This window comes from Bradyrhizobium sp. SPXBL-02, from assembly GCF_051853065.1.
Lineage (GTDB): Bacteria > Pseudomonadota > Alphaproteobacteria > Rhizobiales > Xanthobacteraceae > Bradyrhizobium.
The window spans coordinates 156,020-172,912 of sequence record NZ_CP182474.1; the positions used below are offsets into that span (position 1 = coordinate 156,020).

14 protein-coding genes are annotated in these 16,893 nt (G+C 65.0%); 8 read left to right on the forward strand and 6 right to left on the reverse strand.

Going from position 1 to position 16,893, the window contains the following annotated elements:
• Window positions 1-6: 6 nt before the first annotated feature.
• The 3 genes from ACNJYD_RS00730 to xth all read left to right on the forward strand — a co-directional run bounded on the left by ACNJYD_RS00730 (window position 7) and on the right by xth (window position 4,378).
• Window positions 7-2,487, forward strand: a complete 2,481-nt coding sequence (locus ACNJYD_RS00730) for a DNA translocase FtsK (protein ID WP_439365070.1) — start codon at window positions 7-9, stop codon at window positions 2,485-2,487.
• Window positions 2,488-2,639: 152 nt separating this feature from the next.
• Window positions 2,640-3,398 (forward strand): outer membrane lipoprotein carrier protein LolA, encoded by a 759-nt coding sequence (locus tag ACNJYD_RS00735; RefSeq protein WP_172787899.1) that lies wholly within the window; start codon window positions 2,640-2,642, stop codon window positions 3,396-3,398.
• 164 nt (window positions 3,399-3,562) lie between these two features.
• Window positions 3,563-4,378: an exodeoxyribonuclease III gene (xth, locus tag ACNJYD_RS00740; RefSeq protein ID WP_439365071.1), complete on the forward strand. Its 816-nt coding sequence runs from the start codon at window positions 3,563-3,565 to the stop codon at window positions 4,376-4,378.
• A gap of 124 nt (window positions 4,379-4,502) precedes the next feature.
• Here the strand turns inward: xth and ACNJYD_RS00745 are convergent, their stop codons facing one another.
• Both ACNJYD_RS00745 and ACNJYD_RS00750 read right to left on the reverse strand, forming a co-directional pair.
• Entirely contained in the window at window positions 4,503-4,946 is a 444-nt protein-coding gene (locus ACNJYD_RS00745; RefSeq protein ID WP_018646009.1) for a cyclic nucleotide-binding domain-containing protein, read from the reverse strand.
• Between the two features lie 58 nt (window positions 4,947-5,004).
• Window positions 5,005-5,691, reverse strand: coding sequence for a response regulator transcription factor (locus ACNJYD_RS00750; RefSeq protein ID WP_008142830.1), 687 nt, complete (start codon window positions 5,689-5,691; stop codon window positions 5,005-5,007).
• A 201-nt stretch (window positions 5,692-5,892) separates the two neighbouring features.
• Between ACNJYD_RS00750 and ACNJYD_RS00755 the strand changes: the two genes are divergently transcribed.
• Window positions 5,893-6,462 (forward strand): L,D-transpeptidase family protein, encoded by a 570-nt coding sequence (locus ACNJYD_RS00755; protein WP_439365072.1) that lies wholly within the window; start codon window positions 5,893-5,895, stop codon window positions 6,460-6,462.
• A gap of 169 nt (window positions 6,463-6,631) precedes the next feature.
• Here ACNJYD_RS00755 and ACNJYD_RS00760 read toward each other — a convergent pair whose 3' ends face one another.
• Window positions 6,632-7,321 carry a YggS family pyridoxal phosphate-dependent enzyme gene (locus ACNJYD_RS00760; RefSeq protein WP_212257859.1) on the reverse strand — a complete coding sequence of 230 codons (690 nt, stop codon included), beginning with the start codon at window positions 7,319-7,321 and terminating at the stop codon, window positions 6,632-6,634.
• 108 nt (window positions 7,322-7,429) lie between these two features.
• Here ACNJYD_RS00760 and ACNJYD_RS00765 point away from each other — a divergent pair, with 108 nt between their 5' ends.
• Window positions 7,430-9,133 carry a diguanylate cyclase domain-containing protein gene (locus ACNJYD_RS00765; protein ID WP_439365073.1) on the forward strand — a complete coding sequence of 568 codons (1,704 nt, stop codon included), beginning with the start codon at window positions 7,430-7,432 and terminating at the stop codon, window positions 9,131-9,133.
• An 84-nt stretch (window positions 9,134-9,217) separates the two neighbouring features.
• Here ACNJYD_RS00765 and ACNJYD_RS00770 read toward each other — a convergent pair whose 3' ends face one another.
• Complete coding sequence (locus ACNJYD_RS00770) at window positions 9,218-10,264, reverse strand: GGDEF domain-containing protein (protein WP_172787834.1); 1,047 nt, start codon at window positions 10,262-10,264, stop codon at window positions 9,218-9,220.
• Between the two features lie 188 nt (window positions 10,265-10,452).
• On the opposite strand from ACNJYD_RS00770, the gene leuS reads away from it, so the two are divergent.
• The 3 genes from leuS (at window position 10,453) to holA (ending at window position 14,788) form a co-directional block, all read left to right on the forward strand.
• Window positions 10,453-13,092 (forward strand): leucine--tRNA ligase, encoded by a 2,640-nt coding sequence (gene leuS / locus ACNJYD_RS00775; RefSeq protein ID WP_439365074.1) that lies wholly within the window; start codon window positions 10,453-10,455, stop codon window positions 13,090-13,092.
• Window positions 13,079-13,630 (forward strand): LPS assembly lipoprotein LptE, encoded by a 552-nt coding sequence (gene lptE / locus ACNJYD_RS00780; RefSeq protein ID WP_439365075.1) that lies wholly within the window; start codon window positions 13,079-13,081, stop codon window positions 13,628-13,630. The genes leuS and lptE overlap by 14 nt, the downstream gene beginning before the upstream one ends.
• 129 nt (window positions 13,631-13,759) lie before the next feature.
• Window positions 13,760-14,788, forward strand: coding sequence for a DNA polymerase III subunit delta (gene holA / locus ACNJYD_RS00785; RefSeq protein WP_439365076.1), 1,029 nt, complete (start codon window positions 13,760-13,762; stop codon window positions 14,786-14,788).
• Window positions 14,789-14,986: 198 nt separating this feature from the next.
• Here the strand turns inward: holA and ACNJYD_RS00790 are convergent, their stop codons facing one another.
• Both ACNJYD_RS00790 and ACNJYD_RS00795 read right to left on the reverse strand, forming a co-directional pair.
• Complete coding sequence (locus ACNJYD_RS00790; RefSeq protein WP_439365077.1) at window positions 14,987-15,874, reverse strand: ParB/RepB/Spo0J family partition protein; 888 nt, start codon at window positions 15,872-15,874, stop codon at window positions 14,987-14,989.
• A 135-nt stretch (window positions 15,875-16,009) separates the two neighbouring features.
• Window positions 16,010-16,876 (reverse strand): ParA family protein, encoded by an 867-nt coding sequence (locus tag ACNJYD_RS00795; protein WP_260381464.1) that lies wholly within the window; start codon window positions 16,874-16,876, stop codon window positions 16,010-16,012.
• Window positions 16,877-16,893: the final 17 nt, after the last annotated feature.

A 16,893-nucleotide genomic window follows, 5' to 3' on the forward strand; every position in this document is an offset into this window, starting at 1 on the left:
GGGCCCGTGAGCATGTCGGCAATCGAACGTGTCATTCCTCTGGTCGGCCATCTGCCGCCCTCGATCCGCGAGGGGCTGGCGCGGCGCGTGCGCGAGCTCACCGGCCTCGGCCTGATCGCGCTGGCGGGCGTCGCCGCCGCGGCGCTGATGACGTGGTCGGTGCAGGATCCCAGCCTCAGCCACGCGACCTCGCGGCCGATCCGCAACATCCTCGGCTATGCCGGTGCGATCGGCGCCGATCTCGCGATGCAGATCCTGGGGCTCGGCGCGATCATGCTGGTGCTGACCGTTGCGGTCTGGGGCTGGCGCATGATGACGCATCGCCCGTTCGATCGAGAGGCGTTGCGGCTCGGCTCCTGGGTTCTCTGCACGGTGATCGCGGCAGGCTTCGTCAGTTGCTTTCAGCACGGCGGCGCCTGGCCGCTGCCGACCGGCCTCGGCGGCGTGGTCGGCGATGCCCTGGTGCGCGCGCCTGCGGTGATCTTCGGGCCGGCCGGCATGATCTATCGCATCGTGCTGGGCACGATCCTGTTCGCCGCGATGACCGCGACTTTCCTGATCGCCTGCGGCCTCGGCGCACGCGAGCATGACGACGAGCTCGCGGAGATCGAGGAAGACGACAAGCCGCTCGACCAAGACGAGGAGAGCGATCGCGGCTCGGTCTCGCTGGGCTGGCTATTCCATGCGCTGATGAGCACCAAGGCGCGGCTGATCTGGCTGCTAGGCGCTGCCTATCGCTCGCTGGTCTCGAGCGGTCCGAAGACCAAGGCTGTCGCCTTCAGCCGCCAGGAGCCCAATCTCGGCGGCGGCCGCTCAGCGCCGTCTATCTCGCCGCAGTCTCACGACGAGGACGACGAGGACGAGCACGAAGAGGACGTGGAAGACGAGGAGGAGGAAGAGGAGGAGCCCGCCGCGCGCGCAACAAAGAAGAAGGCTGCGCCGAAGGCCGCTTCCAAGAAATCCTCCGACAAGTTCGATCTTCCCTCCGTCTCCATGCTGGCCGCGCCAAAGGCCGGCGATCGCCAGCCGCTCAGCAAAGCCGAGCTGGAGAACAATTCCCGTTCGCTCGAAGGCGTATTGCAGGATTTCGGCGTGCGCGGCGAGATCGTGAAGGCCAATCCCGGCCCTGTTGTCACGCTGTACGAGCTGGAACCGGCGCCCGGCATCAAGTCCTCGCGCGTGATCGGCCTTGCCGACGACATCGCCCGCTCGATGAGCGCGCTCTCGGCGCGCGTCGCGGTCGTGCCCGGCCGCAACGCCATCGGCATCGAATTGCCGAACGCGCATCGCGAAAAGGTTTACCTGCGCGAATTGCTGGTGGCGAAGGAGGCGACCGATACGGTGGCAAAGCTGCCGCTCTGCCTCGGCAAGACCATCGGCGGCGACCCTGTCATCATCGACCTCGCGCGCACGCCGCATATGCTGATCGCCGGCACCACCGGTTCGGGCAAGTCGGTCGCGATCAACACCATGATCCTCAGCCTCGTCTACAGGCTGCGCCCCGATCAGTGCCGCCTGATCATGGTCGATCCGAAGATGCTCGAGCTCTCCGTCTATGACGGCATTCCCCATCTGCTCACGCCTGTCGTGACCGACCCGAAGAAGGCGGTGGTCGCGCTGAAATGGGCCGTGCGCGAGATGGAGGAGCGCTACAAGAACATGGCCAAGCTCGGTGTGCGCAACATTGACGGCTACAACACGCGCCTGCTCGAATTGAAGGCCAAGGGCGAGGAGCCGACGCGGACCGTGCACACCGGCTTCGACAAAGAAACCGGCAAGGCGATCTACGAGGAAGAGAAGCTCTCGCTCGACCCGCTGCCCTACATCGTCATCATCGTCGACGAAATGGCCGACCTGATGATGGTCGCCGGCAAGGACATCGAAGGCGCGGTGCAGCGTCTCGCGCAGATGGCACGCGCCGCAGGCCTGCACGTGATCCTGGCGACGCAGCGTCCGTCGGTCGACGTCATCACCGGCACCATCAAGGCGAACTTCCCGACCCGCATCGCCTTCCAGGTCACGTCCAAGATCGACAGCCGCACCATTCTGGGCGAGATGGGCGCCGAGCAGCTGCTCGGCCAGGGCGACATGCTCTACATGGCGGGCGGTGGCCGGATCAGCCGCGTGCACGGACCTTTCGCCTCCGACGAGGAGGTCGAGAAGGTGGTGCGTCACCTCAAGACGCAGGGACAGCCGGAATATCTCGAAGCCGTCACCGCCGAAGAGCCGACCGAGGACGAGGACGGTGCCGTGTTCGACGCCACCGGCATGGGCGGCGATGGCGGCGGCGATCTCTTCCAGCAGGCGGTTGCGATCGTCAAGCGCGACCGCAAGGCCTCGACCAGCTACATCCAGCGTCGTCTGCAGATCGGCTATAACCGCGCCGCATCGTTGATGGAGCGCATGGAACTGGAGGGCATCGTCGGTCCCGCCAACCATGCCGGCAAGCGCGAGATTCTGGTCGAGGAAGAAGACAGCCATATGTGAGGCGAGGAGCCTCTGAACATCATTTCACGCAAATTCGATATCTGCTTTTGCCCGAAATCACGGTAAAAGGGCGCCCAGCCATACAGGACGACGCGTTGATCAGACATCCGGACATTCGATTCACTGCCACCATCGCCGCACGAAGCGCGCGCATGGCCGGCGTGCTTCTCGTCACCGCCGCGATGGTGACCGCCGCGTCGTTCGCGCAGACCGTGCCGGTGCCGAAACCCGCGCCGAAGGGGCGTGACGGTGGCGCGTCCGCCGGCGGGCCGGCCGTCACCGGCGCGACGCAGGCGCCGCCCAATCCGGTGATCCCGGATCCGCGGCGCAACGTGCCGAGCAGCATCTTCCAGACGTTCGACGCCAACCAGAAGGCGCAGGCGGCCAAGGTCAGCGCCTATCTGTCGTCGCTGCAGACATTGGTCGGGAATTTTGTCCAGGTCGGCCCCGACGGCAGCAAGACGCAGGGCGATTTCTACATCCAGAAACCCGGCAAGGTGCGCTTCGAATATGACGCGCCGAGCCCGATCGACATCGTCGCCGACGGATCCTCGCTCGTGGTGCGCGACCGCAAGCTCGCGACCCAGGACGTCTATCCGCTGTCGCAGACGCCGCTGCGTTTCCTGCTCTCCGATCGCATCGACTTGATGAAGGACACCAACGTCGTCAACGTCTCGGCGGACGACGTCTTCGTCAGCGTCACCATCGAGGAGAAGCAGGCCCTGGTCGGCACCAGCCGCCTCCTGCTGATGTTCGGCGCCAAGGACGGCCAGCTCAAGCAGTGGACCGTCACCGATCCGCAGGGCTACGACACCACGATCGCGGTCTACAATCTGGATTCGAGCAAGAGGCTCGACCCCAACATGTTCAAGATCGATTTCACCAATTACAGCACGCCGTCGCCGGGTTGAGCGCTCCGCTGCCGTAGGGTGGGCAAAGGCGCGAAGCGCCGTGCCCACGACCTTTCCTCCTTGGGGTAGATATGGTGGGCACGCTTTCGCTTTGCCCACCCTACGGCACCGTCCCTGTGGACAAGCATTTCGCCCAAGCCGATCCATGCTAAGACGCATTCCCCATGCGTCTTTCCCTGACAACCTGGAACATCAATTCGGTGCGGCTGCGCATCGATTTGGTCGCGAAGTTTCTCAAGAGCGCGCGGCCGGAGGTGCTCTGCCTGCAGGAGACCAAGTGCATCGACGATGCCTTTCCGCTGAAGCGCTTCAAGCGGCTCGGCTACGAGCACGTCGCGCTGAACGGGCAGAAGGGCTATCACGGCGTCGCCATCGTCTCGAAGATCCCGTTCGAATCAAAGGACATCCGCACCTTCTGCGACAAGGTGGATTCGCGCCACATCTCGGTGTCGTTCGGCGACAAGGCGGGCATCGCAAGACCGCTGGTGCTGCATAATTTCTACGTGCCCGCGGGCGGCGACGTTCCCGATCCCCTTGTGAACGAGAAGTTCGATCACAAGCTCCGCTTCCTCGACGAGTTGAAGGCGTGCGAGCCGCTGCATCCGCGCGGTGAGGATCGCCACATCCTGGTCGGCGATCTCAACGTCGCCCCGCACGAGAACGACGTGTGGTCGCACAAGCAGCTGCTGAAAGTCGTCTCGCACACGCCCATCGAAACCGAGAAGCTGAAGGCGGCGCTCGAAGCCGGCGAATGGATCGACGTCGCGCGCGATCGCATTCCGATGTCGGAGAAGGTCTATACGTGGTGGAGCTATCGCTCCGCCGACTGGACCGTCGGCGATCGCGGCCGCAGGCTCGACCATATCTGGGTCTCGCGCGCGCTGAAGGACGCGGTGCAGGATTTCAGGATTCTGCGCGATGCCCGCAGCTGGGAGCGTCCGTCGGACCATGTCCCCGTGACGGTGACGCTGGAGGTTTAGCCCCGCCTGTCATTCCGGGGCGCGCGCAGCGCGAGCCCGGAATCCATCTTGCAACACAGACGGTGGATGAATGGATTCCGGGCTCGCGACTTCGTCGCGCCCCGGAATGACGAGCGGAGAGAGCTCAGCTCGTCAGCTTCGCACCCGCCATCAGGATATCGCTCGCGATCTGGCTGGAGCGCACCGCGAATTCGTCGCGCAGGCGCACCGCCGCGGCGGGATCGCTTTCGAGCACGCGCTGGAACAGGCTGCGTGCGACGCGGATGACGGAGGAATGCTCCAGCGCGATCGCGCTCGACGGCCGCTTCATCGGCACCACCAGCGCGAGCTCGCCGATCAGCGCACCGGGGCCGGCGATCATTTCGGCGCCGGCGCCGTCCTCGACCCGGAAGGCGCCGCGCTGGACCACGAAACCGGCATCGGCGTCGTCGCCGAGATTGAACAGCACGTCGCCGCGTACGAAGTCACGCTGCTCGGAGCCGATCGCCAGCATGCGCAACGAGGCGTCTCCCAACAGGCGCAGTGTCGGGACACGCTCGAGAAGCGCTACATCATCGTCGATTGACATTCAGGTCCGAGGCTCGAAGGCATGCGATCTAAAACGATTCGCAGGCCGTCGAAGCGTATCACGGCACCAGCTTGTAGCCACCGGCTTCCGTGACCAGGATCTCCGGGTTGGCCGCGTCCTTCTCGATCTTCTGGCGCAGGCGGTAGATGTGGGTTTCCAGCGTGTGGGTGGTGACGCCGGAATTGTAGCCCCAGACCTCCTGGAGCAGGGTCTCGCGCGACACCGGCATCTGGCCGGCCCGATAGAGGAAGCGGAGGATGGCGGTTTCCTTCTCGGTGAGCCGCACCTTGCGGGCATTGGCCGCGGTCAGCATCTTCGAGCCGGGACGGAAGGAGTAGGGGCCAACCGAGAACACCGCGTCCTCGCTGGCTTCGTGCTGGCGGAGCTGGGCGCGGATGCGGGCCAGCAGCACGGCGAAGCGGAAGGGCTTTGCCACATAGTCGTTGGCGCCGGATTCCAGGCCCAAGATCGTGTCGGAATCGGTGTCGTGCCCGGTCAGCATGATGATCGGGGCCTTGAAGCCGCCCTTGCGCAGGGAGCGGACGACCTCGCGGCCATCGGTGTCGGGCAGGCCGACATCCATCAGGACCAGATCGGGGGAGTTGGCCTTCGCGGCGCTGGCGCCCTTGGCGCCGGTATCGACGGCGGAGGCCTCGAATTCTTCGTGTAGCGATAATTGCTCCACCAACGTATCGCGCAGATCGGTATCGTCATCCACGATCAGGATCTTGCGGGCATTGGCCATGGGGGGTCATCCTTTTAGGGTCCGGCTCGGCGCGCATCCATGCCGCACCCAGCCGCGAGGGAAGTTTAAGGTCGCCGTTATTATTGTTGTTCGTGTTGAAGTAGTGGGCTGTTACCGATTCACAAGCCAGAAGCACTCTAACTCAGAATAGCAGGCCGTTTTGATGAATGTCCTGTAATGAATTCGACATTGCGCGTTCACATGAAAAATAAAGCAGCTTCAGTCGGTTACACCAGGAATCGAAGCGCCGGTCCGCTGTCGGCGATCCGCGTTAAGCCTGCTGCCGGTAATCCGCGGCGGGGTTGGCTGACGATGGGAGCGCTGACCATTCCGGTTGCGCTGGGGCGAGGCGGCATCCTCGCCAACAAGCGCGAGGGCGATGGCGGCACCCCCAGAGGCAGCTTCCGGCCCAGGCAATTGTGGTGGCGGGGCGACCGGCACAGCCGTCCCCGGACATTCCTGCCGGCCCGGATCATCACCGGCGAGGACGCCTGGTGCGAGGATCCGCGGGATCGCCATTACAACCAGAGCATCCGGCTCGGCGAGGGGCAGGGCGGCGACCGCCTCGAGCGCGGCGATCATCTCTACGACTTCATCATCGAGATCGACCACAACACGCGCCCCCGCATCGCCGGCCGCGGCAGCGCGGTGTTCCTGCACCTCGCCCGCGACAATTTCGGCCCGACCGCCGGCTGCGTTTCCATGACGAAATCCGCGATGCTGCAATTGCTGCGGCGCCTGGGCCCGCGAACAAAGATCATCATCGGGTGAGGCACGCCGCCGTCATTGCGAGGAGCCCTTGCGACGAAGCAATCCAGAATCTTTCTGCGGAGGGACTCTGGATTGCTTCCGCCTTCGCCAAGGCTTCGGCGGACAAGTCGCTTCGCTCGCAATGACGAAATCGAGGACGTGTATGGCTCCCTGACCCGGCTTACGGCTATCACCGATGCCCGAAGATCGCGCTCCCGACGCGCACATGGGTGGCGCCCAACATGATCGCGGTCGCGAAATCGGCGCTCATGCCCATCGAGAGATTCGTCAAGCCATTGCGCGCGGCGATCTTGGCGGTGAGCGCAAAGTGCGCGGCAGGGGGCTCGTCGACCGGCGGGATGCACATCAACCCGGAGATCGTCAGCCCGTAGGTGTCGCGGCAGCTCGCAATGAAGGCATCGGCCTCGCCAGGCGCAACGCCGGCCTTCTGCGGCTCCTCGCCGGTGTTGATCTGGACGAACAGCTGCGGGTGCTTGTTCTGGGATTCGATTTCCTTGGCTAACGCTTGGCAAATGCTCGGACGGTCGACCGAATGGATGGCGTCGAACAGCGCGACCGCCTCTTTCGCCTTGTTGGATTGCAGCGGCCCGATCAGATGCAGCGCGATACCGGGGTAAGCAGACGTTAATGCCGGCCACTTGGCTTTGGCTTCCTGCACCCGATTCTCGCCAAATACGCGCTGTCCGGCGGCGATAACCGGAGTAATTGCGTCCGCCGCGAAAGTCTTGGACACGGCGATCAGCGTGACCGAGGCGCGGTCACGCTGCGCGTCCCTGCAGGCGCGTGCAATTTCGGCTTCGACTGTGGCGAGCGCATTTGGTGAATCGCCGGTTACCGGCGCGGCGTTGGCTTCTGTCATGACGTCTCTTGGCTGTGACCGAACCCGCGTTAGGTCCAATTTTACCGAGTTCAAGAAACAGTTTTTGAACCCTTCGCTTTACCTTAGCCCGCGGGGTGGGTAGCGAAAATGGCAAGCGTCAGTCTCAACCGCAAGCGCGCGAAACTCAAGCAGGTTCTCGGAATCCGGGCGCGGCTTGCGTTGCTCGCGGTGATTCTCGTGACGCCCCTGATGATCGAGCGCATCCGGTCCCTCGAAGACACGCGCGCGCGGCAGATCGCGCAGGCTGCGGCTGAATTCACCATTGTGGCAAGGCACAGCGCCGATGCACAGCGCGAGGTGATCTCGTCGGTCGAGACCATCCTGAAATCGGAGGCCTTCATCCGCGCCTCCGCCGGCGGAATCACCAAGAGCTGCGACGTGCTGCGGGCGAGCCTGCCGTCGAGCCTCCCCTGGATCCGCACGCTTCTGATCGCCGGCCAGGACGGCCGCATCCAATGCGCCACCAACAACATGTATGTCGGCCTCGATCTCAGCGACCGGCCGTACTTCCAGCAGGCCCAGGAAACCGGCCGCTTCGTGCTGAGCGACTTCATCATGTCGCGGCCGGTGCCCACGCCGACGGTGATGGCGGTTTATCCGGTGTCCGCCTTCAGCGGTGTGGCCGATGCCGTCGTGCTCGCCACCGTCAATCTCGACTGGATGTCGAAGGTCATGAACAATCTGGGCGGTCGCGCCGGCATCACCGCGGTGCTGGTCGACAGCGCGGGCACCGTGCTGGCGGCGCCGGCCGATCAGCACAGCGCGGTCGGCCGTCCGCTCGACCACATGCCGCTGATGTCCGCGATCGCCGACAAGGCGCTGCGCTCCGATCAGGATGAGGGTTCGCTGTCCTTCCTCGCCGCCGACGGCTCCCGCCGCGCGGTCAGCTATATCCGCATCGCCGGCACCAATGCCCGTCTGATCGCCAGCATCGACGAGGACAAGGTGTCCGCAGCGGTCAGCCGCGACATCCGCACCGCCTATCTGCAGCTCGCCTTCGTGCTCATGTTCGTCCTGCTCGGCGCGCTGATCGCCGCCGAAAAGCTCGTGATCAAGCCAATCGAGATGCTCGCCGACATGGCCAAGCGTCTCGGCGAGGGCGATCTCTCGGCCCGCGCCGCGCGCAATCGCCTGCCCGCCGAGTTCGTGCCGCTGGCCCGCGCGTTCAACGCGATGGCCGCGCAGCTGAGCCAGCGCGAGCGCGAGCTGATCGCAAGCAACGACCGCCTGACGGTGATGGCTTCGATCGACATGCTGTCCGGCCTCGCCAATCGCCGCGGTTTCCAGAGCCGGCTGGATTTCGAATGGATGCGCGCGCAGCAATATGGCAGCGAGCTCGCGCTTCTGATGATCGACGTCGACCATTTCAAGCTGTTCAACGACACCTACGGCCATCTCGAAGGCGATTCCTGCCTGACGCGGCTCGGCGAATCGCTGTCCGGCATCGCCGCCGACACGATGGGCTTCGCGGCCCGTTACGGCGGCGAGGAGTTCTGCCTGCTGCTGCCGAACACCGACGTGACGCGCGCCGTCGAGATCGGCGAGCAGGTGCGTTCGGCCGTGCTGAGGCTCTGTCTGCCGCACATCACCTCGCACCACATGATCGTCACCGTCTCGATCGGCGTCGCTGCGACCAAGCCGAACGAGACCCTGCGCCCAGGCGACCTGATCGAAGCCGCCGACGCCGCGCTCTACGCCGCCAAGCACCGCGGCCGCAACAACGTCGTCGAGCACGGCGTGCAGGCGATCGAGACCAGCGCGGCCGGCATGATGATGGTGGCGAGCGCCTAAAAATCGCGGCGAGATTCATCGCGCCTTTTGTTGTCTACGCATGATCCTTCCGGAAAACCGCTTCGCACTTGTCCTGATCGTGCTTTACCCCGCAGCCCCGGCCCGCTCGAGCTCGCTCTCCGTCACCACACGATTACGACCGCCGCCCTTGGCGAGATAGAGCGCGCGGTCGCAACGCTCGATCAGATCCGCGATCGTCTCGCCGACCCGGTATTGCGCCACGCCGATCGACACGCTGATGCCGGGCAGGATCTCGCCGGTCGAACGACGCGTGATGGTGGCTTCGGCGATTGCGCGCCTGATGCGTTCGGCGATCTCGGCGCAGGCGGCCAGATCGGCGTCCGGCAGCACCGCGATCAGCTCCTCGCCGCCATAGCGGGCCGGCAGATCCTGCGCGCGAACCTTCTCGCGCAGCACCTTGGCCATCAGGCGCAGCACCTGGTCGCCGACACCGTGGCCGAAATTGTCGTTGAAGGACTTGAAGTGATCGATGTCGAGCAGCAGCACGCTGAGCGGCTCGCCCCATTCCGCCGTCGTCTGCGCCTTGCGCAGGAATTCATCGAGCGCCCGCCGGTTCGCCAGCCCCGTCAGCGTGTCGGTCCGGGCGCGCTGCTCGGATCGCGACAGCGAATCGCGGATCACGTCGAGCTCGCGGGTCTTTTCCGCAAAGCCTGCCTCCAGCCGCGTCGCCCGCGTGGCGGCCCGCGCCAGCTCGTTCATGAGCTGGGCGACCAGCAGCTTTGGATCGACGCCGGCCTTGCCCTGGTCGGCCACCTGGCTGATGACCTGCATCTGCGAATGATTGTCAGCGATCGCTGTCGCCAGAAACTCCTTCGCCGTCCCCATCAGCGCCTGCAGCCGCTCGGACGTGTCGACCACGACGGCACTCACCTGGGGCGCGACGTAGGTCTCGAACAGATCCTGATTGGTTTGGGCGTCGAACGGGCGATTGTGATCGATCAGGAGATCGATTGCGTTGCGCAGATCGTCGTGGCCGCCTGCGAAATATTGGTACCAGACCGCAAAATTGGCCGGGGTCGGCGCAACCCGCTGTTCGGCCATGCTCCGCATCGCCCGCCCAGCAATGGACGCGGCATAGTCGTAATCGGGATCGTCGAAGCTGGAATCCATTTGCGGTACGCGGCCTTGTCGAGCCGCAAATTGGCATTGACCCCTTAATCACACCCCAACGCGGGCCCTCGTAGTTATGCGGAGGCGTGGTCAAAGTTCCAAAACGCGGCAACCCATTGACCCCCCGAGGTCTTCTATGGCCTAGTCCGCCGTCTTGACGGCCGAACCCACGAAAACCCAACGATTCCATGACCTCCGAACGCTATAACGCCCGCGATGCCGAACCGCGCTGGCAACGCCTCTGGGACGAGCAGGCGATCTTCGTCTCCAAGAACGACGATCCGCGGCCGAAATATTACGTGCTCGAGATGTTCCCCTACCCGTCCGGGCGCATCCATATCGGCCATGTCCGGAACTACACGCTCGGCGACGTGCTGGCCCGCTTCATGCGCGCCAAGGGGTTCAACGTGCTGCACCCGATGGGTTGGGACGCTTTCGGCCTGCCGGCCGAGAACGCCGCGATCGAGCGCAAGGTGGCGCCGAAGGCCTGGACCTACGACAACATCGCCGCGATGAAGAAGCAGCTCCGCTCGATCGGGCTGTCGCTGGACTGGTCCAGGGAGATCGCGACCTGCGATCCCTCCTATTACAAGCACCAGCAGAAGATGTTTCTGGACTTCCTGCGCGCCGGCCTTGCCGAGCGCGAGAAGCGCAAGGTGAACTGGGATCCCGTCGACATGACCGTGCTCGCCAACGAGCAGGTGATCGACGGCCGCGGCTGGCGTTCGGGCGCCGTGGTCGAGCAGCGCGAGATGAACCAGTGGGTCTTCAAGATCACGAAGTACTCGCAGGAGCTGCTGTCGGCGCTCGACGGGCTGGACCGCTGGCCCGACAAGGTGCGGCTGATGCAGCGCAACTGGATCGGCCGCTCGGAGGGCCTCCTGATCCGCTTCGCGCTGGATGCGGCAACGACGCCGGCGGGCGAGAGCGAGCTGAAGATCTTCACGACGCGCCCCGACACGCTGTTCGGCGCCAAGTTCATGGCGATCTCGGCGGATCATCCGCTGGCGCAGGCAGCAGCGGCCAAGAACCCGAAGCTTGCCGAGTTCATCGCCGAGATCAAGAAGATCGGCACCGCGCAGGAGATCATCGACACCGCGGAGAAGCAGGGTTTTGATACCGGCATCCGCGCGGTGCACCCGTTCGATCCCTCCTGGAAGCTGCCGGTCTATGTCGCCAACTTCGTGCTGATGGAATACGGCACCGGCGCCATCTTCGGCTGCCCCGCGCACGACCAGCGCGACCTCGACTTCGTCAACAAGTACAATCTCGGCAACACGCCCGTCGTATGCCCGGAAGGCCAGGACCCGAAGAGCTTCGTCATCACCGACACCGCCTATGACGGTGACGGCCGCATGATCAATTCGCGCTTCCTCGACGGCATGACCATCGAGCAGGCGAAGGAAGAGGTGGCGAAGCGTCTCGAGACGGAGCTGCGCGGCAACGCGCCGGTCGGCGAGCGTCAGGTCAATTTCCGCCTGCGCGACTGGGGCATTTCACGCCAGCGCTATTGGGGCTGCCCGATTCCGATCATTCACTGTCCGAAGTGCGACGTGGTGCCGGTGCCGGATGCCGACCTGCCCGTGAAGCTGCCCGACGATGCGACCTTCGACAGACCGGGCAACGCGCTCGATCATCATCCGACCTGGAAGCACGTCACCTGCCCGCAATGCGGAGGCAAGGCCCAACGCGAAACCGACACCATGGACACCTTCGTGGATTCGTCCTGGTACTTCGCGCGCTTCACCGATCCCTGGAACGAGGCTTCGCCGACGACGCCGGATGTCGCCAACCGGATGCTGCCGGTCGACCAATATATCGGCGGCGTCGAGCACGCGATCCTGCATCTGCTCTACAGCCGCTTCTTCACCCGCGCGATGAAGGCGACGGGGCACATCGCGCTGGACGAGCCGTTCGCCGGGATGTTCACGCAAGGCATGGTGGTGCACGAGACCTACCAGAAGGCCGACGGCACCTATGTGCAGCCGGCCGAGGTGAAGGTCGAGGTCGGCGGCAACGGACGGCGCGCCACGCTGCTGACGACGGGCGAAGACATCGCGATCGGCCCGATCGAGAAGATGTCCAAGTCGAAGAAGAACACGGTCGACCCCGACGACATCATCGAGACCTACGGCGCCGACGTCGCCCGCTGGTTCATGCTGTCGGACTCCCCGCCCGACCGCGACGTGATCTGGAGCGACGAGCGCGTCCAGGGCGCCTCGCGCTTCGTGCAGCGGCTGTGGCGGCTGGTGAACGATGCCGTCGAACTCGGCAAGGCGGCGCCCGCGGCCCGGCCGGCCAGCTTCGGCCCGGACGCCACCGCTTTGCGCAAGGCCGCCCACGGCGCGCTGGACAAGGTCACCACCGGCATCGAGCGGTTGCATTTCAACGTTTGCCTGGCCCATATCCGCGAATTCACCAATGCATTCTCGGAGGTGCTCCAGCGGCCCGGCCAGCCCGCCCCTGATCTCGCCTGGGCGATCCAGGAGGCCAGCCAGATCCTGGTCCAGCTGTTCTCGCCGATGATGCCGCATCTGGCCGAGGAGTGCTGGCAGGTGCTTTTCAAGAATGGTCTTGGCCGAAAGGGGCTGGTTTCGGAGGCCGATTGGCCCCAAATCGAACGCGATTTGCTGGTTGAAGACAGCGTGACCCTGGTGGTCCAGGTCAACGGCAAGAAGCGGGGTGAGGTCACAGTTGCAACAGCGGCCCAAAATCCGGAAATCGAGGCTGCCGTTTTGGCCCTCGATGCGGTAAAGCTGGCCCTGGACGGCAAGCCCGTCCGCAAGGTGATCATCGTCCCCAAGAGGATCGTGAATGTTGTCGGCTAGGATCCGTATCGCAGCCCGCTTGCTGGCAGTCGCCGCGCTGGCGGCGCTGACGGCCGGCTGCTTCCAGCCGATGTATGCCGAGCGCAGCGACGGCACCCCAGGCCTGCGCGAGAAGCTGATGGGGGTCGAGCTGCCCCCGATCAACAAGTCCAATGCCTCCCGCGAGGCCCGCGTCGGCGTCGAGATCCGCAACGCGCTGGCCTTCAAGCTTTACGGCACCGCGACGGGCATGCCGCCGACCCACCGGCTCGACATCCGCTTCACCACCAGCCGCTCCTCGCTGATCGTCAGCTCCATGACCGGACTGCCGACCAGCGAAAATCTCGGCATCGACGCCCAGTACAATCTGATCGACGTCGTGACCGGCCGGTCGGTGATGAACGGCTCGACGTTCTCGCGCGTGTCCTATGACATGCCCGGCTCCTATCAGCGCTTCTCGCGCACCCGCGCCGTACGCGATGCCGAGGATCGCGCCGCCAACGAGATCGCCGAGAACATCACGACCCGGCTCGCCTCGTTCTTCACTGCGGGCACGTAGTTCGCTCCCGTCGTTCCGGGGCACGCGAAGCGTGAGCCCGGAATCTCGATCCCAAACCTCTGGATTCTCTGGTGCGCAATTGCGCACCGTAGTTCGCGCCACGCGCGCCCGGAACGACGGTTAGCCCCAATGGTCGCACTGCGTGGAAAAGAGATCGACGCCTTCCTCGCCCGCCCTGATGCGGGCCGTCCGATCATCCTGCTCTACGGTCCTGATGCCGGTCTGGTGCGCGAGCGCGCCGATGCGCTGATCGCGTCCAGCGTCGACGATCCCAACGACCCGTTCTCGCTGGTCAAGCTCGACGGCGACGAGCTCTCCGCCGAGCCGTCGCGCCTCGTCGACGAGGCGATGACGGTGCCGCTGTTCGGCGGCCGCCGCGCCATCCGCGTTCGCGCCGGCTCGCGCAGCTTTGCCAGCGGCATCGAGACGCTGGCCGAGATGAATGTGAAGGATTGCCGCATCGTGATCGAGGCCGGCGAGCTCCGCCCGGAATCGCCGCTGCGCAAGACCTGCGAGAAGGCCAAGACGGCGGTCGCGATCGGCTGTTATCCCGACACCGAGCGCGATCTTGCCAAACTGATGGACGACGAGCTGCGCATCGCGAATTTGCGCATCGCGCAGGACGCCCGCGCGGCGCTGATGTCGTTCCTCGGCGGCGACCGCCAGGCCTCGCGCAACGAGCTGCGCAAGCTGACGCTCTACGCCCACGGCAAGGGTGAGGTCACGCTGGATGACGTCATGGCCGTGGTCGCCGATGCCTCCGAGCTGAAGCTCGATCCGATCGTCGACGGCGCCTTCGCCGGGCGGCCCGACATCGTCGAGACCGAGTTTGCCAAGGCGATGATCGCCGGGACCTACCCCGGCGTGATCATCTCGGCCGCCCAGCGCCAGGCCGCGTGGCTGCACAAATCCGCGCTCGCCATCGCCGACGGCCAGCCTGCCTCCGCGGTGCTCGAGGGCGGCTATCCGCGCCTGCATTTTTCTCGAAAGCCTGCAGTCGAAACCGCGCTGCGCAATTTCAGCCCGGCGCGGCTCGCCGCTGTGATCGAGCAGCTCGCGACCGCCGCGCTCGACACCCGCAAGCAGTCCGCCCTCGCCGCCGCCATCGCCCAGCGCGCGCTGATGGCGATCGCCGCGAACGCGAAACGGCGGGGATAGGCCCCAGCTCTCTCGCCACGTCATTGCGAGCGCAGCTGTCTCCACCCGTCATTGCGAGCGCAGCGAAGCAATCCAGAGTCCCTCGGCGGAAAGATTCTGGATTGCTTCGCTGCGCTCGCAATGACGATGTGGAAATAGTTGCGCACCCACGCACGCCCTGACGTCCTCGAACGCGGGAACGACGCCCGAGGATTCGGTCTACAGCGCGCCCTTCGCCAGCCGCTTCATCACCTCGTCGAGCTGATCGAGGTTGCGGTAGTTGATCTGCACGGAGCCGCCGGGATCGCGGTGGTTGACGGTGACCTTGAGGCCGAGCGCGTCGCTGACGCGCTTCTCCAGATCGATCGTGTCGGGGTCCTTTTCCTTGCCCCCGCTGGCGCGCGCCTTCTGCGGCTTGCGCTCTGGCACGCCCTCTTCGTGCGCGAGCGCCTCGGCCTGGCGGACGTTGAGACCTTCCTCGACGATGCGCCTGGCGGCGGCGAGCGGATCGGGCACGCCGATCAACGCGCGGGCGTGGCCGGCCGTCAGCTCGCCGGTCGCGATGAAGGCCTGCACCTCCGCCGGCAGCTTGGTCAGCCGCATCATGTTGGCGACGTGGCTGCGGCTCTTGCCGACGACCTTGGCAATGTCGTCCTGGCTGCGTTTGAACTCGTTGGCGAGCGCGTGATAGCCCTGCGCCTCCTCCATCGGGTTGAGGTCCTCGCGCTGGACGTTCTCGACGATCGCGAATTCCAGCGCGTCGCTGTCGCTGATGTCGACCGGCACGATCGGCACTTCGTGCAGGCCGGCCATTTGCGAGGCGCGCCAGCGTCGTTCGCCGGCGATGATCTCGTAGCGATCCTGCGCGCCCTTCACGGGCCGCACCACGATCGGCTGGATCACGCCATGCTGCTTGATGGAGTCGGAGAGCTCCTTCAGCTCGGTGTCCGAAAACGTGCGACGCGGGTTGCGCGGATTGGCCTTGATGAATTCGATCGGCACCTTGCGCTGCGCGCGCGGACGATCGACATGCTGGGCCTCGCCGCCGACGTCACCGATCAGACTTGCAAGACCCCGGCCCAGTCGCGAACGCGCTTCATCGGCCATCGCCAGCTCCCTTGGATTCACGGTGCAGCACTCCAGAACTGAATTATCGTAGGGTGGGCAAAGCGAAGCGTGCCCACCGATTGTGTGCGGAAGACGGTGGGCACGGAAAACGCCTTTGCCCACCCTACGGGAGCGTCAATGCGTCGTGCGCAGCTCGCGCTCGCGCTGGATCACTTCGGTGGCAAGCCGCAAATAGGCTTCGCTGCCGACGCATTTGAGATCATAGACCAGCACCGGCTTGCCATAGGACGGCGCTTCCGAGATGCGCACGTTGCGCGGGATCATGGTCTTGTAGACCTTCTCGCCCATGAACTGGCGGACGTCGGCGACGACCTGGTTCGACAGGTTGTTGCGCGAGTCGAACATGGTCAGCACGATGCCGTGGATCGACAGGTTCGGATTGAGCGTCGAGCGCACCTGCTCGACGGTCTGCAATAGTTGCGACAGACCTTCGAGCGCGAAGAACTCGCACTGCAGCGGCACCAGGATCGCATCCGACGCCGCCATCGCGTTGACCGTGAGCAGGTTGAGCGAGGGGGGGCAGTCGATCAGCACGTAGGTGTAGTCGGCGTCAGGCGAGACGTTGTTGTTGAGCGCGCCGATCGCGTCGCGCAACTTGAAGGCGCGACCGGGCGTGGTGCCGAGCTCGAGCTCGAGGCCGGAGAGGTCCATGGTCGAGGGTGCGATGTGCAGCCGGGGCACCGCGGTCGAGACCACGGCTTCGCGCAGAGGCGCTTCACCGATCAGCACGTCATAGGTCGAGCAGGAGCGGTTGCGGCGATCGATGCCGAGGCCGGTCGAGGCGTTGCCCTGCGGATCGAGATCGACGATCAAAACGCGCTCGCCGATCGCAGCGAGCGCCGTGCCGAGGTTGATCGCTGTGGTTGTCTTTCCCACGCCGCCCTTTTGATTCGCCAGCGCGAGAATGCGCGGATGGCCATGGGGGACCTCATCGGTCTTTTGGGCCGTCTGTTCTTGCTGCGGTTCGTCAATCACGCTCATCGCGATTCCCCACTCAC

Excerpts from the sequence above, each read along its gene's own strand:
- ACNJYD_RS00790 (WP_439365077.1), bottom strand. The coding sequence starts at position 15,874 with ATGGCCGATGAAGCGCGTTCGCGACTGGGCCGGGGTCTTGCAAGTCTG.
- leuS (WP_439365074.1), top strand. The coding sequence starts at position 10,453 with ATGACCTCCGAACGCTATAACGCCCGCGATGCCGAACCGCGCTGGCAA.
- ACNJYD_RS00750 (WP_008142830.1), bottom strand. The coding sequence starts at position 5,691 with ATGGCCAATGCCCGCAAGATCCTGATCGTGGATGACGATACCGATCTG.
- ACNJYD_RS00735 (WP_172787899.1), top strand. The coding sequence starts at position 2,640 with ATGGCCGGCGTGCTTCTCGTCACCGCCGCGATGGTGACCGCCGCGTCG.
- ACNJYD_RS00795 (WP_260381464.1), bottom strand. The coding sequence starts at position 16,876 with ATGAGCGTGATTGACGAACCGCAGCAAGAACAGACGGCCCAAAAGACC.
- ACNJYD_RS00760 (WP_212257859.1), bottom strand. The coding sequence starts at position 7,321 with ATGACAGAAGCCAACGCCGCGCCGGTAACCGGCGATTCACCAAATGCG.
- ACNJYD_RS00765 (WP_439365073.1), top strand. The coding sequence starts at position 7,430 with ATGGCAAGCGTCAGTCTCAACCGCAAGCGCGCGAAACTCAAGCAGGTT.
- xth (WP_439365071.1), top strand. The coding sequence starts at position 3,563 with ATGCGTCTTTCCCTGACAACCTGGAACATCAATTCGGTGCGGCTGCGC.
- ACNJYD_RS00770 (WP_172787834.1), bottom strand. The coding sequence starts at position 10,264 with ATGGATTCCAGCTTCGACGATCCCGATTACGACTATGCCGCGTCCATT.
- ACNJYD_RS00745 (WP_018646009.1), bottom strand. The coding sequence starts at position 4,946 with ATGTCAATCGACGATGATGTAGCGCTTCTCGAGCGTGTCCCGACACTG.
- holA (WP_439365076.1), top strand. The coding sequence starts at position 13,760 with ATGGTCGCACTGCGTGGAAAAGAGATCGACGCCTTCCTCGCCCGCCCT.
- lptE (WP_439365075.1), top strand. The coding sequence starts at position 13,079 with ATGTTGTCGGCTAGGATCCGTATCGCAGCCCGCTTGCTGGCAGTCGCC.
- ACNJYD_RS00755 (WP_439365072.1), top strand. The coding sequence starts at position 5,893 with ATGAAAAATAAAGCAGCTTCAGTCGGTTACACCAGGAATCGAAGCGCC.